Annotated in this window: 25 protein-coding genes; 4 read left to right on the top strand and 21 right to left on the bottom strand. The window is 30.4% G+C overall.

The genetic code is table 11. The features are described 5' to 3' along the window. Nucleotides 1-175: 175 nt before the first annotated feature. The 7 genes from ACQ5J2_RS11350 to ACQ5J2_RS11320 all read right to left on the bottom strand — a co-directional run bounded on the left by ACQ5J2_RS11350 (nt 176) and on the right by ACQ5J2_RS11320 (nt 5211). Entirely contained in the window at nt 176-1024 is an 849-nt protein-coding gene (locus ACQ5J2_RS11350; RefSeq protein WP_432670558.1) for a sce7726 family protein, read from the bottom strand. A 124-nt stretch (nt 1025-1148) separates the two neighbouring features. Next, on the bottom strand, nt 1149-1907 hold the full coding sequence (locus ACQ5J2_RS11345; protein WP_432670556.1) for a hypothetical protein: 759 nt from the start codon (nt 1905-1907) through the stop codon (nt 1149-1151). A gap of 167 nt (nt 1908-2074) precedes the next feature. Beyond that, a complete protein-coding gene (locus tag ACQ5J2_RS11340; protein WP_432670555.1) occupies nt 2075-2419 on the bottom strand; it encodes a hypothetical protein in 345 nt (114 codons plus the stop codon). A 255-nt stretch (nt 2420-2674) separates the two neighbouring features. Continuing rightward, nucleotides 2675-3250, bottom strand: a complete 576-nt coding sequence (locus tag ACQ5J2_RS11335; RefSeq protein WP_432670553.1) for a hypothetical protein — start codon at nt 3248-3250, stop codon at nt 2675-2677. A gap of 9 nt (nt 3251-3259) precedes the next feature. Beyond that, a complete protein-coding gene (locus tag ACQ5J2_RS11330) occupies nt 3260-4024 on the bottom strand; it encodes a hypothetical protein (RefSeq protein WP_432670551.1) in 765 nt (254 codons plus the stop codon). A 162-nt stretch (nt 4025-4186) separates the two neighbouring features. Next, the gene (locus tag ACQ5J2_RS11325) at nt 4187-4513 is read right to left on the bottom strand and encodes a hypothetical protein (RefSeq protein ID WP_432670549.1); all 327 of its coding nucleotides are present in this window, start codon (nt 4511-4513) and stop codon (nt 4187-4189) included. Between the two features lie 20 nt (nt 4514-4533). Continuing rightward, nucleotides 4534-5211: a hypothetical protein gene (locus ACQ5J2_RS11320; protein WP_432670547.1), complete on the bottom strand. Its 678-nt coding sequence runs from the start codon at nt 5209-5211 to the stop codon at nt 4534-4536. A 1024-nt stretch (nt 5212-6235) separates the two neighbouring features. Here ACQ5J2_RS11320 and ACQ5J2_RS11315 point away from each other — a divergent pair. Both ACQ5J2_RS11315 and ACQ5J2_RS11310 read left to right on the top strand, forming a co-directional pair. Continuing rightward, nucleotides 6236-6535, top strand: a complete 300-nt coding sequence (locus ACQ5J2_RS11315; RefSeq protein ID WP_432670545.1) for a transposase — start codon at nt 6236-6238, stop codon at nt 6533-6535. Further along, nucleotides 6532-7410: an IS3 family transposase gene (locus ACQ5J2_RS11310; protein ID WP_432670543.1), complete on the top strand. Its 879-nt coding sequence runs from the start codon at nt 6532-6534 to the stop codon at nt 7408-7410. The genes ACQ5J2_RS11315 and ACQ5J2_RS11310 overlap by 4 nt, the downstream gene beginning before the upstream one ends. Before the next feature lie 63 nt (nt 7411-7473). Here ACQ5J2_RS11310 and ACQ5J2_RS11305 read toward each other — a convergent pair whose 3' ends face one another. From ACQ5J2_RS11305 to ACQ5J2_RS11280, 6 genes are all read right to left on the bottom strand, one after another. After that, complete coding sequence (locus ACQ5J2_RS11305) at nt 7474-9567, bottom strand: RNA-binding domain-containing protein (RefSeq protein WP_432670541.1); 2094 nt, start codon at nt 9565-9567, stop codon at nt 7474-7476. Nucleotides 9568-9852: 285 nt separating this feature from the next. Further along, nucleotides 9853-10572: a DUF6985 domain-containing protein gene (locus ACQ5J2_RS11300; RefSeq protein WP_432670539.1), complete on the bottom strand. Its 720-nt coding sequence runs from the start codon at nt 10570-10572 to the stop codon at nt 9853-9855. Nucleotides 10573-10728: 156 nt separating this feature from the next. Next, entirely contained in the window at nt 10729-11148 is a 420-nt protein-coding gene (locus ACQ5J2_RS11295) for a PIN domain-containing protein (protein ID WP_432670538.1), read from the bottom strand. Nucleotides 11149-11151: 3 nt separating this feature from the next. Next, a complete protein-coding gene (locus tag ACQ5J2_RS11290) occupies nt 11152-11523 on the bottom strand; it encodes a hypothetical protein (RefSeq protein WP_432670536.1) in 372 nt (123 codons plus the stop codon). Between the two features lie 576 nt (nt 11524-12099). Then, the gene (locus ACQ5J2_RS11285) at nt 12100-13848 is read right to left on the bottom strand and encodes a hypothetical protein (protein WP_432670534.1); all 1749 of its coding nucleotides are present in this window, start codon (nt 13846-13848) and stop codon (nt 12100-12102) included. Between the two features lie 341 nt (nt 13849-14189). Further along, nucleotides 14190-14945, bottom strand: coding sequence for a hypothetical protein (locus tag ACQ5J2_RS11280; RefSeq protein ID WP_432670532.1), 756 nt, complete (start codon nt 14943-14945; stop codon nt 14190-14192). A gap of 151 nt (nt 14946-15096) precedes the next feature. Here ACQ5J2_RS11280 and ACQ5J2_RS11275 point away from each other — a divergent pair, with 151 nt between their 5' ends. Beyond that, nucleotides 15097-15408 carry a transposase gene (locus ACQ5J2_RS11275; protein WP_432670213.1) on the top strand — a complete coding sequence of 104 codons (312 nt, stop codon included), beginning with the start codon at nt 15097-15099 and terminating at the stop codon, nt 15406-15408. Between the two features lie 50 nt (nt 15409-15458). Further along, nucleotides 15459-16304, top strand: a complete 846-nt coding sequence (locus tag ACQ5J2_RS11270) for an IS3 family transposase (RefSeq protein WP_432670212.1) — start codon at nt 15459-15461, stop codon at nt 16302-16304. A gap of 245 nt (nt 16305-16549) precedes the next feature. Here ACQ5J2_RS11270 and ACQ5J2_RS11265 read toward each other — a convergent pair whose 3' ends face one another. The 8 genes from ACQ5J2_RS11265 to ACQ5J2_RS11230 all read right to left on the bottom strand — a co-directional run bounded on the left by ACQ5J2_RS11265 (nt 16550) and on the right by ACQ5J2_RS11230 (nt 25866). Further along, complete coding sequence (locus ACQ5J2_RS11265; protein ID WP_432670530.1) at nt 16550-17047, bottom strand: hypothetical protein; 498 nt, start codon at nt 17045-17047, stop codon at nt 16550-16552. A gap of 533 nt (nt 17048-17580) precedes the next feature. After that, nucleotides 17581-18345, bottom strand: a complete 765-nt coding sequence (map, locus tag ACQ5J2_RS11260; RefSeq protein WP_432670528.1) for a type I methionyl aminopeptidase — start codon at nt 18343-18345, stop codon at nt 17581-17583. Nucleotides 18346-18502: 157 nt separating this feature from the next. Beyond that, complete coding sequence (locus ACQ5J2_RS11255; RefSeq protein WP_432670526.1) at nt 18503-19030, bottom strand: DUF4269 domain-containing protein; 528 nt, start codon at nt 19028-19030, stop codon at nt 18503-18505. A gap of 565 nt (nt 19031-19595) precedes the next feature. Further along, nucleotides 19596-20057, bottom strand: a complete 462-nt coding sequence (locus ACQ5J2_RS11250; RefSeq protein ID WP_432670525.1) for a hypothetical protein — start codon at nt 20055-20057, stop codon at nt 19596-19598. 212 nt (nt 20058-20269) lie between these two features. Beyond that, entirely contained in the window at nt 20270-21685 is a 1416-nt protein-coding gene (locus tag ACQ5J2_RS11245) for a hypothetical protein (RefSeq protein ID WP_432670523.1), read from the bottom strand. 600 nt (nt 21686-22285) lie between these two features. Beyond that, nucleotides 22286-22834 (bottom strand): hypothetical protein, encoded by a 549-nt coding sequence (locus tag ACQ5J2_RS11240; protein ID WP_432670521.1) that lies wholly within the window; start codon nt 22832-22834, stop codon nt 22286-22288. A 74-nt stretch (nt 22835-22908) separates the two neighbouring features. Next, nucleotides 22909-24201, bottom strand: coding sequence for a phospholipase D-like domain-containing protein (locus ACQ5J2_RS11235; protein WP_432670520.1), 1293 nt, complete (start codon nt 24199-24201; stop codon nt 22909-22911). 237 nt (nt 24202-24438) lie between these two features. Next, nucleotides 24439-25866 carry a DUF2971 domain-containing protein gene (locus tag ACQ5J2_RS11230; protein WP_432670519.1) on the bottom strand — a complete coding sequence of 476 codons (1428 nt, stop codon included), beginning with the start codon at nt 25864-25866 and terminating at the stop codon, nt 24439-24441. Between the last annotated feature and the right edge of the window lie 184 nt (nt 25867-26050).

Below are 26050 nucleotides of genomic sequence, written 5' to 3'. Positions count from 1 at the left end.
CATAAGCATAATTTTCCAATTGTAATTACGGTTTTCCTCTCGGAGGCATTTGCAGAGCGATGTGTGGTTTTATAGAAAATCTGTGAGGGTGCTGTTGTTCTGGAAATTTAGAGGCTGCGAAGTCGGAGACGTTCTCAGAGCGTTAGACTTCGGAGAGCGGGGGAAAATACATACGCTATAAGGTGTTTGATTTTAGATTTATAATCAGTTGATCTTTCTCTTTTTGCTTTAAATTTAAGGCTAGAGAAATCTGATTAAACTCACTATTGATTTTATTGAAAAACAAATTATGAATTCCTCTGTCTTTGACTACTTTCAAAAACATTTTGTTTAGAACATCTATAGGGATATTGGCAATTAATTCTTTACAAATCTCAAATTGATTAAAAGCATTCATTGGTGGGAGCTCGTTATAATATTCCTTTGTGATGGACAGATATTCCTTAGTGTGCAATACCTGCATTATAACATCTAAATCAATTTGGACATTTCTTTCGGAACATCTAACACGGTTAAAAGTGCGACTCTGTGTGTCATAAGTGATCAAACCTACCGAAAAATCATAGTCTATATATTTCGACAAATGTTCTAAAGGGACAATAATATATATTTCATTAAAAAGTTTCTTATACTCCTGCAACTGATTGGACAGTCGATATTCTTTGTCTAAAATCGTTTTTATTTCAAATACTTTAGAAACGCCATTAAACATAGCCAAGTCAGCAATCGCTTTTCCAATTCTAAATTCACTGTACAATACAGAATCTGTAGTACCTAACTCCTTTTTAAGCCACTGGTTTAAGAACTCATTTTTAAGGATGTACTCATTGGGATATTGACGTTCTAAAATCTTGTAGGTTTTCTTTAAAACAGATAAATAAGTACTGCCTTTGTTTTTTTCTAACAAATGGTATCGATTGAGCTTTACATCAATTGATTTAAAATCATTTTTCAACCAACGTCTTACTTCACTCCTTGAAAAGAGAGCGGATAAATCACGTAATTGGTTAATAGGCAGCATCATCTTTAAATTTGTTAGTTGTCGTAAAGTTAAAAAAATATTTGTTACGATTATACGATAATAACTATTATAAAATAGTCCGTAAAACGTAAGAAGTGAATAACTGCTAATTTAACTTTATCGCCTTCTAACTTAATTCATTTTCAAAACTGTATCTTTTTTCCAACACATACTTAATATGCCAAATCAGTCGCTCATACGACCCTAAATCCAGAGCCCGTTGTCCTGTAAGCATACTAGTGAAGAAAACAGGTACACCTTCCAATGTAGGATGATTTACGATTGTCTCAGTTCCTAATTTCGAATCAAATTTAAAGTCAAATCCTAAGTTATTTTTGCCCTCTTTGTTTTTTAAAAAATCTCTAGCTTTAGAGTTAGAAACCACAATTACTTTTGGTTCTGATTTAGCAATTATCTTTTTTGCAATTTCAAACTGTCCGTATATGAAAGCAGCTCCGTTAGGCGTCTTCTTGTCTTTCTTCAGAACACTAATAAGTTTTTGTTCCGTTTCTCTGTGAAATAACAAATCTACATGCATCCATTTTAAATCTTTAAAATCAGTACTTCCCTTTAGTTTAGCTATGATTTCTACAAATTTTTTGAAATACGAATATGGTTTCTCTCTTTCACTAAATGTCCCATCAGCATAAGTTTTTACACTAGTACCATCTTGATGTATTTTGATAAAATAATTATCTATCTCTGAATTCTTCGTAAAAGAGGGATTGATTCCGACAAATAAAATAGCATTTTTTATTATTTCAGCATGCACCCCATACCCTCTTTTAATCACTTCAATTTCTGAAAATTTATCATCTTTCCATAGCGCGTCAATTTCATGTTGAAATTCTTCTGCTATATTTAAAATAGTATCAATCGTATTCATACATTTTTATTTTGGCTGCTAAATCAAACGGTTCTTAACTGAAATCTATTTTTACTTTTCCTTACCTCACATGTACTTATATTCTCCAACAACCTTTACGACAACTCCATAAGAGTTAACAGCACGCAATCGATTATTTTCTTACTTCTATTTTTATGATACCGCTACTAATTTGCTAACCAATATGAAATAGCAATTTGCTTATCATTCATTAAAAAACCCTCACCTCTAAAAATAGTGCGGCCATTATCTAATCGCCATTCTGCAACATAAACGCCATCGGTTATAGTAAAAGTCAACACGCACTCATGTCCTCCTTCAATGTCAAAATAGAATGAGTCATAGATTCGTACAGGTGCATCTTCAGCTATTCCTGGTCTTAACCTCGCTGTTTCGGTAAATATTCTTCCCTCTGTAGCAGGATGGTTGTTACTATAAACGCCATTTAGAAATCCGTTCCTTTGGATATCATAGAGAACAATGCCTCTAAATTTAAATTTGTCTTGATTCATATGTGACATTATTATACTATTTCAAACTCACTAAAACTTGTCTAAAACACTCTAAAAACTTTCGATATGCTCAATAATATCAAAAGCTGATACCTCATAAAAAGGTCATGATTAAAACTTCTGGTAAACAAAGGATTTCCATCGCTTTTTTTGTATAACTGGAAATTGTTTTGATGTTGTTCATGTTTTAAAGCTTTCTAAAATTATTATTTTTTACAAATCTTCGTAAAATAATAGGAAATAATCTTTTGAATATTACTGTTTCCCTATTAACGGATGGTATTCTTCACGTAGGGAGCGTTCTATATGCGGAACAATAAAATCATAATTAACAACATCGATTTCTAGTATTGATACTCTAAATTCTAATCCGTGCAGATTATTTCTATGTCTGAGCTTCATTGCATAGGTATTTTTACCGGGTGATAAATCAATATGCTCTTTTATTCTAGAGTAAATATTTTTGTTCTTTCCGATGTAGAGTGGCAACCACTGCTCATCAAAATCTGTCCTGAATTGTAATCTTTTTTTGATAACACTGGAAGAAAAAAACGAATCATTCTTTTTTTTCTTCCAAGCTTCTGCAAAATTTTTAATCCTTGTTGCTCTTTTTGTTCCAACAAGATTGGCATTGTCCAGATTTAATTCAAACAAATAAACACCCTTACTTTTTTTGTTTTCAAATAAAGTTGTGCTATCCAGTTCATTCGAAATTACAAACCTTACTCCTTCTTCTCTGTTGAATTTTATATCTTTAATATTAACTTTTAAACGTTCAACATATTGGGATATGTTAGTATCAAATTCTTCTATTGTTAATTTGTAGCTCATAATTTTTATTTAATTACTTTTTACCATAATAAGTTTTTCATTTATCTCATCAACAACATCGAATAATTCAACAGGCAATCCGTGATTAAGTCCACAATCACCATCACATAAATTATTGTGTACTGATTTTTTATCTTCTAATGCTTTGAAATTCCATTTTATTTTGGCCTCAAACAAGTATCTTAAAACAGAAAAAAAATTACTTTTAATAATCTCATCTTTTTCTAAGTCTAAATCATATTGCTCTCGTTCAATCATCGTTAATGTATCAGAAAAGTAGTTTAATAATTTATACAATTCTGTAAACTTTGGTTGCACCAAAAATGAATCTCTTTGTCTTTTTCCGTAAAAGGTAGTTATGTTCTTTGAAAGTAAAGTATAAATTGCTTGAGAGCCTTTATATTCAGTATCATGAGGACCTCCTAATGTTTCAATATCCCTATAGAGATAGAAAAAATTATTAACCTCAAAATTAAGGATGTTAATTTTTTCATTCATCATTACGATCTTCTCTCTGAAATATTCTGATTCCTGTTGTCTTTTGAATTGATCTTGAACTTGCCGATTAGCTTTAACTTGTGCTTTTAAAGCTAAATAAACTAAAATAGAACCAAAAAAACTTAAGAATGGAGCAGTTACACCTCCAATTGTACCACCTACATCTTCAAATTTTAAGAATCCCCAATCTCTTGTGAATAGATATGGAGTTAAACAAAGAAGTAGTCCAAAAATGGAAAATGTGAACCATTCTCCCCTTGATAGCTTTATTTTCATGTTAAAACAATTTTTATGGTCATAATTTAATCTTATTTTTAATATTTAATCAATCTATTGATAACTTCTACAAATTATAGTAAACGAACTCTTAACACATTGTATTCTTTTATCCAATAGTCCCGTAGCTCCAACCTTTTTTACATGACCCATAAAAGTATCTTACCAATCTATATCGCTATGAAAAAGTCGATTATTGCCATAATTCATTTCTTCACAATTCAAAAAACCAAGATATATTAATACTACTGGGACAACTTGATTCGCCAACCACCAAGCATAAGCAATACGATTGGACAGTTGGTAGCAGTTATCTCTCGAAATAGCAATACTACTAATTGTTTTGCTGATTTCAATTTTAGCTTGACTAATAGCTGAGCCTATTTGCTCATGATTCATAATAGAATTTTTAGAAGCATTTGTAGCCAAATGCTTTCCTTTACATTCTTTTTCTAATTCATCACAATGAGCCTTTACTTCAACATGCAAAATACCTTTTTCATTTTAATCTAAACTAATGTCCAAATCTTTTTAATTTCTTCACACATTACTTCTATTTCAACCAACGTATTTTCAATATTTTCAGGTGCATTTCTAAATGTATCAGCAAAAACGTCAACACATATACAGAGCTCAGGCAGAACAAAAACATCAAGGCTGTTTTCAAATTGTAAATCTAGATACTGATATATACAAGTTGTTACATATCTATTTTGAGCAGAATCAAATAAATCATTTTTAGAAACGTGTATTTTAACCGCACCTACAAAGTACTGACCATCAATTAAAGCTTTGATAATCAAATCAGGCGACACAAGAATTTCTACACCATTTACATAAAATGATTTTGTTTTAAGCTTTGGCAAAATTTCATATTTATGGTCTTGTAAAACACTCGGTAGCTTCATTTTTATAAAGCGTTCCATTGCTTCTATTGAAACATGTCTATCATTTTTTTTCCAATCAGTATCTGGCGTTCTAGCTTTTAATACTTCAATTCCACTTAATATTGGTTGAATATCACCATTGGTTGATATAGCCTTTCTTATTCGTGCTTTTGCCATACCGTACCTACCCACTAAAATAGCAGGGGGATTCTTTTGTTGCCTTACAATTGAGCGTTTCTTAGAATCCGTGCTTCTTGAAAAACTTGCCAACTGATTTACTGAAATTTTATATTCTACCATAGGATTTTATTTATACCATTCTTCATTAATTTTGCAGTTGTCACTGTCAGGTGAAGGATATGCCTTAAAAACTTTAACATGTAAAGACATTGGAACACTGTTGCCAATAATAAGTGCTTCATCAGGTATCGATTGCTTAACTTCAGAACGCCTTACAAAACACTCCAAACCTATAAAACCATTTTCACATCTAATTACGGTTTCCCGCATTCTCCAAAAATATATCAAATAAACAAATCCCATACCCGTATAAATACCTGTTTTAACTTTAGAACATACAAAAGATGCACAAGCATCTATCGTGTTCTAAAATTAAACCCTTACCGATAACTACTATTTCTTCTTCGGCACAGGTGGTTTCAAAGAAGGTGTATTTCCTGGAGTATCTTTATTATCACGATGACGTCTGTCAGGTTTTCCTGTTGAGTCAGCTATTCTTTTTGGTCCTGGTTTAAGTGCCATAATTTTTGTTTTTTTATGTTAATTAATTATTTTCTACAGCATACATCTTCTTTTACTACCCATCAGTCACACCATCGAAGTGAATAATCTTTTTAAATAAAATAATGAATCCACTTTCTAATACTACATAAACTGAAAGCAACTTTTAACAAAGACTCACTATTATGAAAAATAAGACTTATCCAAAAATAACTCTTTTAACCTACACAGTATCGTAGAATTTTAACTACATTTTTACAATTACTATAAAATTTATAATTAAAACACATTTTTCATTTTGCCTAAAACAAGTTTTCCTTAAAATTTAATAATGACATTTCAAACTTATAAAAACATTTTCATAGCTATTTACGGTTTTCCGTAACCCATAAAAATAAGCATTAATTTCAATCCCCTACCAACACAACTACCTGTTTTACTGCATAAAAAAAGAGGACAAATAATCCTCTTCATATCCTTCCCAACACCCTAACAATAACTCCATAAGTGTTACCATATATACTGTGGATGTACTAATTTAGCTGGGAGTTTAAGTTAAGAGAAAAAACCTTAATTTTAACTTATGACAAAAGAGAGAAAAATTTATGACGCAGCGTTTAAAATAAAAGCTGTAGAACTAAGCAATGAACGTTCCAACATAACTGAATTAGCCAGAGAATTAGGTATTCGTGTTAGTATGCTTTATAAGTGGCGTAAGGATTACGATAAGTTTGGTGCTGGTAGCTTTCCTGGTAATGGAATTTTAAAACAAACATCAGAACAAAAACTAATTAGCGAATTAGAGGCAAAGTTGAAAGAAGCTGAATTAGAACGAGATATATTAAAAAAAGCAGTGGGCATTTTTTCCAAGAGCGGTCGATGATATTTGATTTTATTAAAAATCATGCAAAAATATTTCCGATTGAAAAAATGTGTAAAGTTTTAAAAGTCAGCCAAAGTGGCTATTACCGGTGGAAAATCGCTGCCATTTCTAAGCGACTTCAGAAAATGAATGTTTTAAAAGAAAAAATTACATCCCTTTATTTTGAATCCAAACAGCGCTATGGTAGTCCACGAATAACAATGGAATTAAATATTTTAGGGTTTCAGATTTCAAGAATTACAGTTGCAAAATATATGAGAGAACTTGGTTTGAAAAGTAAGTTGAGTAAAAAATTTAAGATTACCACTGATTCTAAACATAATTATTTACTTGTTGAGAATGTGTTAAACAGACAATTTTTGGTTTCTCAGCCATCAAAAGCATGGGTTTCAGACATTACATATATTCACACTAAAGAAGGATTTTTGTATTTAACAACGGTAATGGATTTGTATGACAGAAAAATTATCGGCTGGAGCTTAAGTGATGGAATGAGTACAAATGAAACAACTCTAGCATCATGGAAAATGGCAATTAGAAACAGAAATGTGCAAAATGGATTAATTTTTCATTCTGATCGAGGTGTCCAATATGCTAACAACAAATTTGCAAATGTTTTAGACTCATATAAAGTAACTCGAAGCATGAGTAGAACAGGAAATTGTTGGGATAATGCAGTGGCAGAGAGCTTTTTTAAATCTTTAAAAACGGAATTAATCTACGGCAATAAGCTCATTTCAAAAGAACAAATGAAACTTCAAGTTTTTGAATACATTGAACTCTGGTACAATCAAAAAAGAAGACATTCAGCTTTGAAATACATGACAATAAAGGAATTTAACAATCAATCAAATAATTATAAAAATGTCGCTTAACTTAAACTCCATCTTTTATTTGCATATCCATACCTGCAAATTTAAAAACATAAATTATTCAAATTATTTGTCTTTAGCCATATATTTTTGGTCTGGATGATTATCAGGGTGGAGTTTCAATAACTTTTCCTCATGTATCATTTTTGGAAAAATATTGTTCTTTAAATATTTTTCTGATCTATTCACTTCTTTGGCTATTGTGGCTGCAGCCTTATACTCCATAGAACATATCTTAATTATCTCTTTAGCAATTTCATGATAAGTGTATCTTTTTTTTATAGAATCAGCTTTAGAAATAGAAAATATATCTCGAGTACTGTTATAACTAGAAGTGTTAACAGTAGAACTATCCATACTAAAACTATCCATACTAGAACTGTCCATATTAGGACTATTCATAATAGAACTATCCATATTAGAACTATCCATATTAGAATTATCCATATTAGAACTATCCATATTAGAACTATCCATATTAGAATTGTCCATAATAGAACCATCTTCAACATCATCAGGTAAATGCTTTAAATCAACAGTTGGTAAATCTTGTATGGAATCATCTACAAACCGATTAAGACTACCAGTAGTACTATTCACTTCATTTACATACTTACCATCTACTACAATATCTGTATTTAAACGATAAGTAGTCCAGCGACTTTTATTCTCTGAAATTAAATACCCATTCTTACAAAGATCTTGTAGCATTTTCGTAATCTCTGTTTTGTGCTTATCCACTACATATTGCAAACGTGTATTAGTTATATCCCCTTCAATATGACAAATCGCCAAAGCTGTAAGCTCGTCTTTACCTAATGTTTCAACATTATAACCAAATAAATTTTTTAAATCATGGAGCGTATCTTCAGGGATAATGCTAAACATTGGCATTTCTAAAATAATCCTGTCAGGTTCATTTTCCACAGTTACATATGGTCTTCGCCAATGAGAGGAACTCCAGCCAGAAAGTATTTTATTTACTCCACTTCCTGCTTTTTCAGCTGAACCTATCATCAAAAACATCTTTTGAAGATTTGTATTCCTGCACTGACTGATGCCACCTTTGTAAAACTGTGCAATAGTAACCAACAAAGTTCCTGGATTAGTAAATGAAAACGAATTAGAGGTACTTTTAATCACAATACTTCCTGGTGCACTATAATCAGTATGAATAAGTGAATTAACAAAAGCCTCTCGTAACGCAGCATGAGCTGCTGTATCCTCAAGTCTTTGCCCTTTAACCAACTGAAATGGCTTTGGAAGTCTTGAGGATAATTTTGGATATACAAGTTTATAAAATTGAAAAAGATTACTTTCCCATGTACCGTCAGGATATATCCTGTCGGTCCAGCGAGTATCTTCATTATCAGACAATACTTCCCGATAATCCGGAAAAAATTTTGGGCAGCATTCTTCATCAGTTATACTTAAGAATTTTCCAAACATAAGCATTCCTGCAACTGTCAATCCTTCTTTACTGGTTTTTCGGTCTTTCCTATAGCCACCTAGCTGCTCTAAAAACTCTTTATCTTCCATTGATAACCATGGGTGTGAAGGTCTAATAGAAGCAAATATCTGCCTATATTGTTTTAATGAGAATAAATCAATGTCCGTTAAACTAAACCCCTCTAATATTCTAGAATCTGGACTAAAAGACAGGTCAGCATCAGCTAACATACGCCTGACCTCTTCATCCTTACAAATATAATCCCCTTCGTAATTTCTTTTGTATGTGTTTTTAAATGGATTTAATGTCAAATATACTGGTTTGTTTTTTCTTTCTGCTGCCGGTATATTAAATGCTAGAACTTCTTTCCCATTGACGTCTACAGACTTAACGTCATCATTACTCAACAAATTAATTGAAGCCGAATTCCGATTGTTTACATTATTCCAAAATTCTTTCTGGTATTTTACAATTAAGTCTTGGGTCAAACCATCAAAAACAAAAACACCTTTTCTTTCGCTTACACCTAAAACAATTACACCACCATTTGAATTTGCAAATGCAGAGTAAGTTTTCCAAAAATCCTTTGGAAAGCCCCCTTTTGCAGATTTGAATTCTACTTCGTCCGATTCCGAATCAGGGAATAAGTCAGTAGAAATTGCCATAAAGGGTTGGTTTACAATATCAAACAAATTTAGTTGAGTAGCCATTTAAATCTTAATTTAGAAGTACACGAAGATAGTTTTTTACAGGTAAAACAAATAGTTTTTAAGCATTAATCAAAATAAAAATTTAAAGAAAAGCAAATATATTTAACACTACACATCCGCTTTTTCTGCAACAGAGAACCCTAAATCCTCCCACTATTTCTATAAACTTAACGATAAATGCATAAGTATTCAAGGCACGTAATCGGTTTCGTTCAACACTGGGTTCATTGTTCGGATTACAGACGCAACGAAACCCTTGCTGTTAGCTGCTGTATTTTATTTTTTCTAAAATTGCCACCACTTTTTAATAATATTTTTTTCTTCTAATTTCTTTTCTTCTTGTTGGGATGCTTTTCTTTCTTCGTTTTCTCGTCGAAGAATTTCCTCCCTTTCTTTTTCATATTTAGCAAGATTTTCAACTCTATTTTTTTCCATCTCTTCGTTAAAAGCATTCCATTCTTCTTTAGACATTTTGTCCTCGTATATGATATCTAGATTTGAATCAGCTATGTCAGCATCTTCTATTTTTACTACTCTGTCTTTGTGCATAACTACTCCAAATCCATGTTCAGGATCCCAAGGGCATCTACCACTGAAACCTAAATAACCAAAATCGTCTTTTGATTGACCTATAATATTTATTACATCAATTGAAATTGTTTTTTTAACATCAGAAATGGTACTTAATGATAGATTTTTCAACTCAGGAATATCTTCAAGATTATATTCTTGAAGCATTTTAGGATAATATTCTATAATTCCGTTGCATAACGCGTTTAATACCAATTCGGTATTTTCAACAAAGTAGTTAAATGCATTTTCTTGGTATTTGTGCGGTTTTTCCAAATATGTTTCGTTATCATAATCATGTTGTTTTACCCAAACACTTACATAACCACTTAGATTTGAATAGCTTTCACAAAATTCAGTAATTGGGCTGAAATACTCCTCAAAGTACCATTCGTCATTATCTTTTGTAAAATTCAACTCGTTTAAATTTATCATTCTATTGGAATTTTGTGTTAATATAGCAGCTAACGTTATGCCACTTTGAGATGGCTGGAAGTTCGTAACCGCTCAATTTTCGGCTTAACGAAAACTTGATGCGAAACGATAATTCCACTAAATTCCAGCTAGCTCAAAATGGCGGTTAGCTGTAGTTTATATACTTTTCACATTTTTAGAATATGCATAATTCTCTAAAGCTTTGTCAAATGTTATAATAAAATCAGTTTTCAAGTTTTCATCATCAATCATTTCTTTAATTATTTCATCAACAAAACTTACATCTTCCATTTTTTGTGTTGATTTTATAAAAAAATTATCTAATGCTTTTTCCTTATATTTTGAGTCATCAATTTTTACAAAATTAGGTTTTGACAATTCGTTATAGAATTGTATTAGTCTATCTTTGCGGGAAAATTTAGAATCGAGGAATTCATACAATGTAGGATATGGAATTAAAATTGTGTGGTTGTCAATTATATCTACTATTAACTCAACAATTTCTTGATGCTGTGGCTCTTTTTCAGGATTAAATAGAGCTATCCAAAAACAAGTGTCAATAATCAAACTTTTCATAGATTATAAATCAAAATTTACATCATTGTTATCGACATCTGCATATCCTTCCCAAGGACTAGACTGACTTCTTCCAAATAAAAATATTCCACCTATATTATCTCCTCCTAATACTTTAAAAGTTATGTATATTCTGTCTGTTTTTGCAATTTCTACATACTCCTTAAGTTCATTCCTTAAATATTTGGCAAAAGCAGTACTTTTTTCTGCTATTGTAGTTAAACCTTTAATTTCTGTTTCAGGAAAATCATAATCCCTAATCAGAGCATAGCTGTTCCCTCTTTCTTCAGCTTTATTTTTATCAAGCCATTTATAGAGTCCTTTATAATCGCCTCTTATGTTTAAGTCAAAATTTATGTAGAATTTTATTTTCATAATTGTTTTATTTACAGTCGTTTGTTTAAATTACAGCTAACTAGTAAATATACGCAAGTTTATACACTTTTTTCAAATTAAACTTTCCCACCTCCTATTTAGTAGGCCTTGCGTATTGACCTTCCAAACATAAGCATAATTTTCCAATTGTAATTACGGTTTTCCTCTCGGAGGCATTTGCTGAGCGATGTGTGTTTTTATAGAAAATCTGTGAGAGTCATGTTGTTCTGGAAATTTAGATGCTGCGAAGTCGGAGACGTTCGCAGAGCGACAGACTTCGGAGAGCGGGTAAGGGCACTTGTGCCCAAAGCTGAAGGAAAACACGCAAAAACCATCTTAACTTTACCCCACAAAAAAAGAGGACACTTAATCCTCTTGAAATTCAATCAAACAACTTATCGATAACTCCATAAGTATTGATGATATATAATCGGTTCTCCCGATAAAAGACGGGACAGGCAGTTCAACACAGGATTACCTCATTGATTTCTATTTATTTTAGATTCGGTGATTTGCAATTCATTGTTCGGCTTCCAGCCGCAACGAAATCCTAGCTGTTATATGCCGTGTTTTTTTTTAATTTGCATCTTCTAGCCAGGTTAGTTTTTTAATTCGATTTGCAATTAATTTAGATTTTATTCTTTTATTTATTGCATGTTCAATCGTTTTAAGAACTATAAAACTTCCTTCTTTTGGAATTCTGTTTACATTAGTAATTGAATTATAATATCTTATTATATTGAAAATATTTTCATCAGCATCCTGTAAACTTTGTTCCAGTTCTTGTAATTCTGAAACGTTTATAATTGTGAGTGGAAAAATAATTTGTTGCTCATTTTCGATTTCTATGTTTTCACTTTTCAAAAGTTCAGTGAATTTTCTTTTAAATGCAAACGATGCAAAGCCAGAACTAAAAATCGGGTCGTTTACAATTAACATTGGATGTAATTTGACTTTTCTCTTAAAAGAAAAATCCTTGTCATTGATATGAAATTTGTATTTATGAAATTCTTTAATTGTTTTATTTGCCAATTGAGTAAGTCCATAATCTTTATAAAATTTAGTCAAATCTAATGCTTTGTAATCATCGATTGTTTTTACAGTTTTATAACCATTTATAAGAGGCAAATAATTGCTTTTTGCTTCAGCTAGAATAATTTTCCCTTTTTCTCGGATATAAAAATCTGCGTATTCAATTTCATTTTGTTGATTGAGTTTGAATTTTAAATCATCAGTAGATCTGTAAACCGTTCTTCGATTATTTTGAAAAGCATTACTAAATATATTTTCTAGAAAAGGTTCAAAAAACACCGTTCCAATAAAATTTCCCCAGTCATTTCTATTACATATATTATTTGGCTTCAAATAATCAAACCAAAAGTCATTTATAAAAAGAGAATATGTTTTTTCAATAAAAAGTGTATTATCAAGAACTAAATATGTTATTATATCCTTCCCATCGTTTCCTTCATTTTTGTATAGTGGACTTTTTTTTAAGTCAAGAAATTCAAAGATTTTCAAGTCATCCTTTTCTGAAAGTGGGAAATTATTTCTTTCACTAAATTTATCAAGAATCTTTATTACTTCTATGTTTGTTTTTTTTACATTTAGATATTGCATTTTCAAATTATCATCATGACTTTGAAAATATGAATACATTTGTTTTTTGAAAAAATCTGACATTTCATCAACATCAAAAGTTTGTTTTAAATAGATTTTCAAATGATTTCCAAAATTGGAGTCGTTATTTAACAATTTAAATAAAATCCACGATTTATAAAATACATTTATTGAGTTAAATGAAACATAATATTGATTATGAGGTAATTCTTTAAACATAAAATATTCAAAAAATTTATCGCCCAATTCTTCTCTGTCCTTATCAGAATATTCGTTATTGAATATCAAAATATTTTCATTTACTATAAGAAGAAATTTTAAAATATTTTCTCTAATTTCAATCGTATATTCAGGTGTTTCTTCTACAAATCCATCACTAGCAATTATTTCTTGGAATGCATATAAACATGTAACTCTAGTAAATAAAGTATAATTCCTTGGCGAATCTATAAATTTATATACAAAACTTTTACAGTTAGATTGTGATGGAGAATTTTTGTTGTCTAAAAAAACAGTTCTTAAACAATCGATTTGTGTATCTCTAGAATCATCAATGTGTGAACTATGTACAGGTTTTAATCTATTATTTATTGATGCAATTGTTGCTAATAGTTCTTCCTTTGGAATACACTTAATTAGGTTAATTGGATTTTGTGGAATGTTTTTACCATAAAATTCAGAGTATTTTATTAAAAGTCCCATCATAATTTACCCTGTTATTTAATTTATGGTTATAGTTTATTCTAAATTTCGTTTTTTGGCAACATGGCATACAACGTCAGTCTGTGAAAAAACTTCTATTATTACCTTCCAAATATAAAAAACTAATTACATAAAAACAGTTCACCTGCTGTTTTTAAACATCCAACGCAAGACTTTAGCCACATTAATCCCACAAAAAAAGAGGACTCTAAATCCTCTTAAATTCCATTCAAACACCTTAACAATAACTCCATAAGTCTTAACGGCATCTAATCGATTCCGTTCAACAATGGGTTAATTATTGATTTTCAAGCATAACGAAACCTAACTGTTGTAGCAAGTTTTTATCTCATCCATCCTTCGATTATATAATTTTTTTCTAATAATTTCTTTTCCTTTCCACCATTATCTGGCTTGAACCAAATTTCAAATCTAGCACCATAAGGTTTTCCCCAATCACCTTCGTAAATCGTAAAATCAGCAACAGTGCTAAATCTTTTTATGCTGTCATTTGTAGCATTAATTCTCATACTTGACCTTTCCTTAAGTCTTGGAACAGAAAGTTCTATTTCTTGAGTTATTTCAAATGCTTTTAGAAAGACTGTTCCATTTTGTTTAGAATTAATCCATAAATCATACTCATATAAACCAGGTTGAAAAGAATTGTAAAGTTGAAAATCAATTTTATCTTTTGAGATTTTCTTTATACTGTCAGGTCTTATAGACTCAAAATTATCACCCATTTTTGTATCAATGGGTTTTTCCAGTTTTACATTTTCAGGTAATTTTAAATTATCAGCAAAAGTATCTGTGTCAGGCCCAAACATTGACATAAAAGTAGAAATAAAAATTAAGCCTAAAATACCAACAAATAAAGTTCCCAATTGTAATATTCCTATATACCACTTTCCCTTGATTAGTTGCCCAAATCCAGCAATTAGCAAGAGGATAATGGTAAAGAGCAAAAAATAATCGGATATATTCAATAAAATTTTATTCGTAGATGATATAAGAACAAGAAAAATTAAAGAAGCTAAAATGAACAATAAGAATGGTAACCACCATTTCTTTAAAATATATGTTTTTAGTAATTCTGTCATTCTCAAATTGGCTACAACTAGTAAATATACGCAAGTTTATACACTTTTTTCAAATTAAACTTTCCCACCTCCTATTCAGTACCCCTTGCATAGTTTAGCCCCTTAATAGTTCGGAGTGTTATTTTAAATTTCAAAATTATATATTTGAGATATGAAATACAAGAAATGGACTTTAGCTCAGAAGCTAGAAATACTAGCAGCTTCAGAAGATAGTGGTATTATAGAAGCATGCCGTAAGTTTGGCGTGAGTACCGCAAGTTTATATAACTGGAAGAAGAAGTATGAGCACAAAGGCGAGGCTGGCTTAAAAGTCACCTATGACACTAAAAGCAAAGAGCTTAAAGAGGCAGAAGAGGAAAATCGTATTCTACGCAAGCTACTAAGCAATAAAGAAATAGAATTAGAGGTACAAAGGGAGCTTTTAAAAAAAAAGTTTGGGACATCCGATCCAAGAAAGATTTAGTGAACTATATTTTTCAAAAGCATAAGTGTAGCAAGGCTAAAATAATAAAGATGGTTGGTATGGTTACTAGTAGCTACTATAGAAAACCTAGTTTTGGTAAGAAGGGCAATCATCCTACGGAAGTAACGTTCCATCAAAACAGTGGTTTTGTTAGTCAATCAGATGTTGTTAAGTCTATTAAAGATATTTTAAAACATGAATTTATAGACTGTGGTTATCGGTTGATGACCAAATATCTAAATAGAGATGGCTACCTAATAAATCATAAAAAACTGTACCGAATTATGAAGGAGGAAGGTCTTTTAAAGCTTGAGAATAGAATTAATAGAAGTGGTGCTGGACGCAAGTTTGTGAAATTTAGGAAGGTTTATACTTCCAGACCCTTCCAATGCTTAGAAATGGATATTAAAATGGTGTGGGTGCCAAATGTGGGTAAAAATGCTTATTTGTTATCTGTAATTGATGTTCATACACGACGAATTTTAAAGGATTATTTTTCTTTCAATATAAAGCAAAAACACGTTATAGAACTACTATCTCTACTTTTTGACGAATATAACTACCCTGAAAGCGTAGTTATTAGGAGTGATAATGGAAGTCAATTTATAGCTAAAAGTGTCCGTGAGTATTTAGGATTAATAGGAGTTCAACAAGAATTTACACATGTCGCAACACCAGAAGAAAATGCTCATATAGAAGCTTATCATGGAATCTTGAAGAAGGAAGTATTTTCACGGTTCGACTATCGAAATTTTGGAGAGATTCAGCAGATATTGAAACGATTTGTGTCTTTTTATAACAATGAACGACTTCATGGTCTCCTAGGAAGAATTACTCCTATGCAGAAATGGAACTCGGATAAACATCTAATAGTAATGAAAAAATTAACCGCTTAATTAAAAAACCGAAATTTAGAATAGTACTCTTGTTTTATAGGGGTCAAAACATTGCATATTGACTTCCCAAACATAAGCATAATTTTCCAATTGTAATTACGGCTTTCCTCTCGGAGACATTTGCTGAGCAATGTGTGTTTTTATAGAAATCTGTGAGGGTGATATTGTTCTGGAAATTTAGATGCTGCGAAGTCGGAGACGTTCGCAGAGCGGGGCGTCAGACTTCGGAGAGCGGGTAGTGCTTATTAGTCGAAATTCTTTTTCATTTCTACATTATAAACTTTCTGTATTTTTTCTCCAATCTGAACTGCTTCATTTCGGTTGTTAGCAATATACAAAGTTATATGTTTACTATTTTCGTCGAACAGATTTATTTTAACCATTTTACTTGATAAAGTAGCAGTTGCTGTCGAGTTAAAAGTTCTTCCTCCAATTGTTTGCTTAATATTTGTTTCGACTAAAGCTAAAAAATTTATTTTCGGATAATATTTCCAAGATAAGCCATAATTGATTCCATACATAGAGATTATTTTTCTGTAGTTTGTCTTATTGAAATTGATTTCTAAACCTTCTGTTGAAATAAAAAACACTCCAACAAAACATAGAAAAACCCAAAGGAAAATATATTGCGGTCCAATTTTAAAGTTAATAAATATCAAGCCAAATATTCCGAAAATCAAGAATAAATTTCCAATGATTTTCTTCCATAATGAAACTTTTTCCAGATAAATATAGTTTTCCATATTTTAAATTTCTCTTTATTTTCGGTTTCAGCGGGTGCATTACTGCTAACTAGTAAATATACGCAAGTCTATACACTTTTTTCAAATTTATATTTCCCTCCTCCTATTTCAGTACCCCTTGCGTATTGACTTCCCAAACATAAGCATAATTTTCCAATTGTAATTACGGTTTTCCTCTTGGAGGCATTTGCAGAGCAATGTGTGGTTTTATAGAAATCTGTAAGGGTGATGTTGTTCTGGAAATTTAGATGCTGCGAAGTCGGAGACGTTCGCAGAGCGTCAGACTTCGGAGAGCGGGAATAAATAATTTTGTCTAATTTTAACCCAAGAAATCATCATTAAAACCACTGTTCACTTTGGTCGGAATAGGGTGTTCACTTTCATCGGAATAGTCAGAATGCATGCAAGTACCTCCTGAGTATTCAATTCCTAATGGTTATGAAGTCCAAAATGTAAATTGTGTTCTAACTGGGATTTGTAATGATTGTTCGTAAGTTTTTAAACTGCCCATAAAAGGCAACTTATCTATATTCTTAATCCCAAATATTGTTGGATTCTGTTAATATAACAGGATGTTTATCAGTTACAAGTATAGTGTGTTCGTGTTGAGTTACATAGCCTCCTTTATTACCAACTAAAGTCCAACCATCATTTAATTCTACAGCAGCAGTTGATTTTGTTGCAATAAAAGTTTCTATTGCTACCGTTGTATTTTTCTTAAATCGTTCTGTGTTACTTTTAACTCTGTAGTTTAAAATATTTTCTGGCTCTTCGTGTAAACTTCTGCCGACTCCGTGACCCGCCAAGTTTTTAATGACTTTAAACCCTGATTTTTTTGCTTCAGTTTCTATTAAATATCCAATTTCTGAAATTTTCACTCCACCTTTGATATTATTTATTGCTTTGCGTAAAATATTTTTAGAAGCGTCTACAAGAGGTTGGTGATTATGAATATCTTTTCCAAGAACAAAAGAACCACCATTATCAGACCAAAAACCATTTAGCTCTGCTGATACATCAATATTAATTAAATCTCCTTCTTGTAGAATTTTTTTCTCTGATGGTATTCCGTGTGCAGCTTCTTCATTTACACTTATACAAGAGTAACCAGGGAAGGCATAAGTTTCATAAGGTGCAGATTTAGCTCCGTAACTTTTTAAAATTTCACCACCATATTCATCAAGCTCTTTAGTTGACATACCAACTTTAGCATATTCTCTCATTAATTTTAGTGTAGTTCCAACAACTTCACTAATTTTTTTCATTCCGATTAACTCAGATTCCTTTGTTATTGACATTTCGTATATAATATTGGATTCAACGTTGTTGTATAAACTTTATAGTGTGTTTTAACCGGTAAAGTTAACAAATATAAACTAAATAGAATATTCCGTAAGATTTTGGTAAACAGGCAAAAGATCAACAATAAATTATATATATTGTGACCCACAGTGTTTATTTTTCTAACTTCAACAATTCAGTATATGGATTACCCTCCAGTCCTAATAATCTTGCAAATGCAGGTTCCGTTTTTATTCCGTTAGATTTTAACTCTTTCACTTTTTGTTTAAATTCAAAACCTTTTTCTTTTAAAATTTTATTTTCAACAATCATATGTCGATAAGCGTTTTGTTTTTCCGTTGGAATATTTTGTCCAAAAACCTCAAACAAAAAATTATCCGTTTTAAATACCGCAATAGTTGATTCAATGCCATTTTGTTTTATTGAATAAACTTTAAAGTCCTTTTTGTCAGAAAATTGATTTAATAAATATGCTCTAAATTCAGAATGATTTTGACATTCACAAATAATGTCTAAATCACTTTCGGGTATATCTATTTCGATTGGAATAGTACCCGTCAAAATTGGATTATATTTTTCAAGTTTCTCTAAAATTTTATGTTTTTTAATTTCAGAATAAGCAAGTTTTTGTCTTTCGTTTCCATATTTTAAATATTCAATCTTTTTAAAATTTTCAATCAATTTTCGGTTTTTTTATATTGTTGCCAACTAGTAAATATACACAAGTTTATACACCTTTTTCAAATTAATATTTCCCACCTCCTATTCAGTCCCCCTTGCGTATATTAACCTTCCAAACATAAGCATAATTTTCCAATTGTAATTACGGTTTTCCTCTCGGAGGCATTTGCTGAGCGATGTGTGTTTTTATAGAAAATCTGTGAGAGTCATGTTGTTCTGGAAATTTAGAGGCTGCGAAGTCGGAGACGTTCGCAGAGCGTCAGACTTCGGAGAGCGGGCTTCCTGTAAAAACTAATTTAACGGGTAAGGGAAATTATGCCCAAAGGTGAAGGAAAACACGCAAAAATCACCTTGACTTTACCCCACAAAAAAAGAGGACACTTAATCCTCTTGAAATTCACTCAAACAACTTATCGATAACTCCATAAGTATTGATGATATATAATCGGTTCTCCCGATAAAAGACGGGACAGGCAGTTCAACACAGGATTCATTGTTCGGCATACAGCCGCAACGAAAACCTAGCTGTTACCTGCAGGCTTTTCCGTACTAATATTCAGTTTCATTATTCATTCTTTTGATTTATGGTATTTTCGATAGCTTGATTTAGATAATCTTTTAAAATTGGAACTATTTTGTAATCGGATTCCTTTTCAATCGTTACCGCCCAATTTCTAACTGTCAATAATTCACTTAATTTGTTCTTATTACCCAAAGTGAAAATATGTGTGCTTTCAATAATATTATCTCTAATACCGAAACTATCCCTTATCGAAAATATTGAACATAAAATTGCGCTTCTTTCATCAATCAATTTTGATGTAGCTTTCAATTCAAAATCTCTATCGCCATAAAGAATACATTCTATAAAAACTTCCACAATCAATTCATCCCATTCGGCAATATCAATACGTAAATCTGTCCAGTCTTTTTCCGAAAATTGCAATAATTCTTTCCAAACTTCGTGACAACCAGCCCAATAAACATAGTCACTATCATTTTTCGAATATTCAATTAAAAATTCCACTATATTTTTAATGCGCCAATTATTTGTTTTAGAAACGACTTTCATTATTAATCAGTATTTTTTTTAGCTTGCAGGTAACGTGTTTGTATAAGATTAGTTGCGTGTTTCAAGCACTAAAGTTAGCAAATAAATCACAGATAGAAAGTCCGCGAGGACTTTCGTAAGTAGGCTAGAACTAGCAATTAATTTTATACGGTGTTGGCATACGTTTTTTATATTTTTCTGAATAACGGTTCTTTTAATTTCTTATCAAAATGTAATAAATCCGCTAATTTTATATTGTTAAGCATAAGTCCAGAAAAGCCTGAATATTTTAAAATTAATGAACAAACTAACAAATGAAGTTTATAAACGATGTGATGCAATTCATATGCTTTTGGGTCATTCTCAATATCAAAAGGAATTCTGCCGTGTAGAAAATCATTTCTCATATTTATGCACCTTTCATCATCTTCGCTCAATTTTATGTTTAATAGTTTGAAAGAAAGTAAAAAGCTGTCTCTGTTTCCGACTTGATTTAATTGTTCTAATTTATTCAAAACCATTTTTTTACTATTAAATTCAGATTCCGGAATAGCATCTACTATTTTTTTTAATTCTTTGATTGTATTACTAGCTTTCTTCTTTATTTTGAATGGATTTATCTTTTCTTCATTTTCTTCTATAATTATATTTTTTACAGTTTCTAAAGCAACTGAATATGTGGAAGCCTTTATTTCTATTGGATATTGACAGCTTTCCGACATTATTCTAATAGCTCTGAATAATCTTAAATCCGTAAGACTTTTATTTACTAAATTTTGAAAAACTTCTTTTTCCAAATATGGTCTAACTTTATTAGATTCAGATAATTCCCAATATAATTGAGGGTCTAATGCAGGAATTCCAGATATTGAATTTTCTAACTTTTTATAATTAAAAGAAGTTATTTTCTCAAATCTAGAATCATTATACTTTAAAATTATAATTTCATCTCTAAAAAGCTGTCCACTAACTAAACCAAAACAATAAGTAATTGCTGAAACATAATTTTCAAAATCATTGCTTTGTATTTTGTCATAGTTTTCAATTATCAAAGATTCAACTTCATTAACCTTATAGTCAAAAATTCCAATTTGCTTGTTATTGATTACAATATTAAAATAACCTGCAACCCTAATTGAAGAACCGACATTAAAACCTTCTGATTTTATATATCTAATTGGAAGTTTATGAAATTTTGGTTTAGGTATTATGGCTCTATGAATTCCAGCAGAGTTATTAAATGAATTTGACTTTAATTCTCTAATTTCTCCAGTTGATGTAAATCCTTTTCCAATTTTTAAGTTTATTAAACCTGCACCATTATAAGCACTAAAATGATAATCATCATTAATTAGCTCAAATGGGTCTTGATAACCATAACTTTTATGTTGATATTTCACAGGTGGACCTTCAGGTAATATTTCTCCTGCGGAATACTCAAAGCACCTTTTCCCTTTTTGTAGAGAACATTGTATGGTGTTTATAGTTGGATATTTACTTTTAATAATGAACTCTTTCTTGGAAAATAAGTTCGTCAAGAAATCATTAGTATGAACTAAATTTATTTTTACTCCTTCAAGTTTAATTTTATCTAATCTGTTCAATTTTTCTCAAATGTATGCCAACTAGTAAATATACGCAAGTTTATACACTTTTTTCAAATTAAACTTTCCCACCACCTATTTAGTACCCCTTGCGCATTAACCTTCCAAACATAAGCATAATTTTCCAATTCTTATTACAGTTTTCCCGTCGGAGACGTTCGCAGAGCGATGTGTGTTTTTGATAGAAAATCTGTGAGGGTCATGTTGTTTTGGAAATTTAGATGCTGAGAAGTCGGAGACGTTCGCAGAGCGACAGACTTCGGAGATCGGAAGTTGTGAAGTTTCGTAAATAATTCAGGACTCGCTGGATATGATAATCGGCATATCAACGTCATTTTAAATTTATTCTCGATTAGTTCAAATAAAACATCGTTATAACTAATAAAAGGAGAGCATATTAATACCTCGTCAGACTTTTCAACCCATTCTTTTAAAACTTCTTTCAGTTTTATAACTTTATTGTCTATAATCATATGTATTTTTTTTTAGCTTACTGTTAACTAGTTCAAAGTATTTTCGTTTTCAGCGCTATCACACAAAAAAAGCATACAGTACTATCCATTGCCACAAAACCAATGAATACATAATTGAAGCTAACACTCATTTTATATTCCTATGTAATTTGTTTTTAATTTCCGTTTTATCAATGTTTGTCAGACTCAAATTATTTAAAGTAAATGATTTAGAGTAAGGCAAACTTTTATAAACGCTATGTTTTTTTTGCTTATAAATTCCTAAATAACCAATTGTTATAAATAGTTGTTTTTTTCTATATCGACTAGTTTCTTTGCTAATTAAAAATCTCTTTTTTATAATCTCTGCTAAAATGGGTAAAGTTTTTTTTTCGTCAATTTCACTTTTTAGCATTTTTGTATCTTGTGACGTCTTAACTTGAAAAAGTCCAAAATGCCAATATTCTTTATGCTTTAACAAACAAACAATATCTGCGGGTGATTTACTTCCATCAGTTAATACAAATTCGTATTCAGAATTTAGTTTTTTTAATTTTTTTAAAGCATATTTTTCTCCTGATACTCCATTCTCAAAACTCAAAACACCCCGTAAGGCTTCAATTACTTCTTCCTTTTCTTTTTTAGGAATGGCAGCCCAATCTTTTACAATTTCAGTTAAAAATTTTTTAAGTTCCATATTAATCTATATATCCAATTTTTAATATTCTCAATCCATTCAACCACTTTAATAATAACTCCATAATTTTAAACTCACACAGCTCCCAAGTTCTTTAATATTCTCAATCCATTCTGAATATATTTCTTTTTCCAATGTTTTTTATATTCTGCTTCAATACTTTCATAGGTCGCTCCATTTTGTAACTTATGGTATAGTTCAGAAGTATATAAAATACTGTAGGCTATATTTGACTTGATATAATTGTTATTGTTTGGTAAAGCTTTTAATTTTTCACTAATATGTAAAGTATAAGCATACAATCGCTCACCGTTAGTCTTTGCATCAGTATTTATATTTAATGCATCAGATACTTTTTTTAAATGGTCTAGCTTAAATATCGGAAGGAAGTAATCAGGATAAAAATAAGATGCTAACCTGATAGGGAGAGCTTCAGAATATTGGGGAATTTTGAAATCAAAAATCCCTTGACAAAATAAAAGTAATTCTTTATCATCCTTAAGATTCCATGCCTTCATACCTTCCATCTCTGGAAAAATATATTGAATTACTTTCTTAAATTCTGGATGTTCAAAAACTGCTTTAAACTGCTTTTCTCTTAATCCAGTACCCGCCAATTTCACTTCATGTCCGTACGTAAAATCATAGAATAAATTATTTTGCCTTTTTGTATGATTTGCAGGAGTATAAAATAGCTCTGTCGAAAAGGAGGTTCTAAGTTGACTTTTTAAGATTTCTCTTAATTTATTAGCCTCATGAACTAAATACATAGTTTTAGTGTAATCTTTATTCAACTTAATAATTTCATCAATTATTTCCGCAATATCTAATTTTGTTCTAACAACACTGGTACTAACGACAACATCTTTGTCTTTAAATTGGTCTCGCTTCTTCAAAATCTCATATTTTGGAAGGCAGGCTTTTAGAAAATCCGCATTCACCTCGTTTTCTTTTGAATTCTCCCAAAGCTGATTGAATATTTCAGAACATAGTTTAGAGTTTTCAGAATCAACTTTAATGGTAAGTTCAATATTACTTTCAAATCCACCTTTTGTTAGGTTTGACGAAGTAACATAAGTATCATAATCAGTTATGTAAAGCTTCAAGTGTATTTTATTATCAAATCGAATTATAAATCCTAAATCACATAGGATTTGCAAAGTTGGTATTTCAAATGTAATAAGATTACTATCGTCAAGTCTTGTTAACAGTCGTTTGTCTGCTATTTGACTGGTTGTAGTTTCATTTAAAAGGACATTTGCAAATGAGTTTAAAAAAGGAACTGCAAAATTAATTTTTTTAGAACTTGCATATACGGAATTCAGAATGCTACTTGTAATTGGGTTTGTTAATATAATTTCATTCATTATTTCGTAAGTTTATAAGCATTTTACATTTATTTAACATTTTAGAAAATCTAAAAAGTATTATACTAACCGCTATAGAGTTATCGCTATCCATACTCTATTATTATAGTAATTTTATAATTATCATAATATAGTTTCAAACTAAGGCTTTGTAAAAAGAGGTCTTTAGCTTGTGCTAAACACTTTATGCAAAATCTTATAAATTGGATTTAATTTCAATTTTTTTTAAGACTTATCTTATCTATAATTAATAATTTTGGACGGAATTATTTGTAGATGAGACAAATTTTTCTTCCTTGCTAAAAGACCAAACTGTTTTAAATTAATCGCCAATTCAGGACATTTTGAACCAAGTATTACTTTAGTTAGCTTACATCTTAATCTTGGGTCATCGATTTTTAATACTATAAAAGGTGCCAATATGTTGTGAGAATTGGTTAAATTCCATTTGATATCAATTCGTGAACCTGTACCAGTTAAAAATTCTTCACCTTTAATTTCATCCGTTTGATTGCCGATTAAAAGCAACCTAACTTCTTTTTCAGGCTCGTATTCATAAGATTTAAAGAAATGTTTCCATAAGGAAAGTGTTTTGAAATGAAAATCTACTTTTACCTTATTTCGTGTTCTTTCTTTTATTCTTTTTATAAATTCTAATTCAGGGTGAAAATTTTCCCCATCCAGTTTTATTCCATAATTTATTTTTCTAAGTAATAGACCTGGTATTTCAACACCTTTATTAATTTGAAAAACTAAACAAGCACCTTTGCAATCATCACCATAAAGACGCCATTGCATTAATTCGTCTTCAAGTGTTGAACTACACATTAAATACTTTTTATTGACTGAATTAACTAGTTCATCAGTAGCCATTGGAACATATTTTTTATCTAAATATCCATCCACATATCCTACCTCTGAAATATCATTCATCCCAACTATACCACTTAATCGTAATGTTTTGCCTTCGATAGTTCTAAAAACACTATCTAAAGTTGTGTAACGGTAAATCTCTGTATTATTAGGAATTTCCTCTATTACTGTTTTAAAAAATTGATTTTCTAAATTCTTTAAATCCCTTAAATCTTCTGTAATATAAAAAGAACGCATATTCTTGTCGTATCTAAGATTTTCTTCAAGACCATCTTTGAACAATTGAATAGCTTTTTCTAAATTTGATAACTTTGTTATTACAGCTATATCTTTTGAAGTTTTATATAGAAAATTAAGATTTTTTTTAAACGTAGTTATCTCCTTATTTACTTCATCAATCAACTTTTGTTTGAACTTATCTATATCCTCTTTATTATATTCTATAAATAAAATTGACCACAATTTCTCAATGCCTTTTGACGTATCAATACTACCATAATAGGTATCATATACTCTTGAATTTACACCATCTGAAAGAACAAAAAATCTACATTCGAAATTTGTTAGTTCATAGATATTTACAACTTCTTGTTTAGTAAGAGAAAGAACAGTGTTTTTAAATTCAAAAACAGTAAAAACGGCCTCATTAACTATTAATGCTGCATCTATAATGAATTTTCTGTTTTCACGAAATACCACACCTTGTTCTACAACTTTTACCTCAGGTTTAGTTGAAGAAAATTGTTTTAGTCTGTCTATATATATTTTAACATTTTCAAAAAGTTCACTCATTTTTTTTTTTTATTCCTTATCAATTAAAATTAATTTTCATTCATCTCTTTAGTATTTTCAAAAGTTAAACTTTAAAACATAAATTTTAACATTATTTTGATTCATGATTTCTTGTGACTTGATTATTTTTTAACTTATATGTACAAGACGAAACTTTACATATATATAAATCGTCAACAGATAA

Origin of the sequence: Flavobacterium sp. SM2513 (assembly GCF_050908145.1) — a bacterium.
Classification (GTDB): domain Bacteria; phylum Bacteroidota; class Bacteroidia; order Flavobacteriales; family Flavobacteriaceae; genus Flavobacterium.
This window is presented reverse-complemented; position numbering and strand designations above follow the sequence as displayed.

Bases quoted from the DNA above. Each gene is read 5' to 3' on its own strand.
- ACQ5J2_RS11350 (WP_432670558.1), bottom strand. From the start codon at position 1,024: ATGATGCTGCCTATTAACCAATTACGTGATTTATCCGCTCTCTTTTCA.
- ACQ5J2_RS11345 (WP_432670556.1), bottom strand. From the start codon at position 1,907: ATGAATACGATTGATACTATTTTAAATATAGCAGAAGAATTTCAACAT.
- ACQ5J2_RS11340 (WP_432670555.1), bottom strand. From the start codon at position 2,419: ATGAATCAAGACAAATTTAAATTTAGAGGCATTGTTCTCTATGATATC.
- ACQ5J2_RS11335 (WP_432670553.1), bottom strand. From the start codon at position 3,250: ATGAGCTACAAATTAACAATAGAAGAATTTGATACTAACATATCCCAA.
- ACQ5J2_RS11330 (WP_432670551.1), bottom strand. From the start codon at position 4,024: ATGAAAATAAAGCTATCAAGGGGAGAATGGTTCACATTTTCCATTTTT.
- ACQ5J2_RS11320 (WP_432670547.1), bottom strand. From the start codon at position 5,211: ATGGTAGAATATAAAATTTCAGTAAATCAGTTGGCAAGTTTTTCAAGA.
- ACQ5J2_RS11315 (WP_432670545.1), top strand. From the start codon at position 6,236: ATGACAAAAGAGAGAAAAATTTATGACGCAGCGTTTAAAATAAAAGCT.
- ACQ5J2_RS11310 (WP_432670543.1), top strand. From the start codon at position 6,532: ATGATATTTGATTTTATTAAAAATCATGCAAAAATATTTCCGATTGAA.
- ACQ5J2_RS11305 (WP_432670541.1), bottom strand. From the start codon at position 9,567: ATGGCTACTCAACTAAATTTGTTTGATATTGTAAACCAACCCTTTATG.
- ACQ5J2_RS11300 (WP_432670539.1), bottom strand. From the start codon at position 10,572: ATGATAAATTTAAACGAGTTGAATTTTACAAAAGATAATGACGAATGG.
- ACQ5J2_RS11295 (WP_432670538.1), bottom strand. From the start codon at position 11,148: ATGAAAAGTTTGATTATTGACACTTGTTTTTGGATAGCTCTATTTAAT.
- ACQ5J2_RS11290 (WP_432670536.1), bottom strand. From the start codon at position 11,523: ATGAAAATAAAATTCTACATAAATTTTGACTTAAACATAAGAGGCGAT.
- ACQ5J2_RS11285 (WP_432670534.1), bottom strand. From the start codon at position 13,848: ATGATGGGACTTTTAATAAAATACTCTGAATTTTATGGTAAAAACATT.
- ACQ5J2_RS11280 (WP_432670532.1), bottom strand. From the start codon at position 14,945: ATGACAGAATTACTAAAAACATATATTTTAAAGAAATGGTGGTTACCA.
- ACQ5J2_RS11275 (WP_432670213.1), top strand. From the start codon at position 15,097: ATGAAATACAAGAAATGGACTTTAGCTCAGAAGCTAGAAATACTAGCA.
- ACQ5J2_RS11270 (WP_432670212.1), top strand. From the start codon at position 15,459: ATGGTTGGTATGGTTACTAGTAGCTACTATAGAAAACCTAGTTTTGGT.
- ACQ5J2_RS11265 (WP_432670530.1), bottom strand. From the start codon at position 17,047: ATGGAAAACTATATTTATCTGGAAAAAGTTTCATTATGGAAGAAAATC.
- map (WP_432670528.1), bottom strand. From the start codon at position 18,345: ATGTCAATAACAAAGGAATCTGAGTTAATCGGAATGAAAAAAATTAGT.
- ACQ5J2_RS11240 (WP_432670521.1), bottom strand. From the start codon at position 22,834: ATGGAACTTAAAAAATTTTTAACTGAAATTGTAAAAGATTGGGCTGCC.
- ACQ5J2_RS11235 (WP_432670520.1), bottom strand. From the start codon at position 24,201: ATGAATGAAATTATATTAACAAACCCAATTACAAGTAGCATTCTGAAT.
- ACQ5J2_RS11230 (WP_432670519.1), bottom strand. From the start codon at position 25,866: ATGAGTGAACTTTTTGAAAATGTTAAAATATATATAGACAGACTAAAA.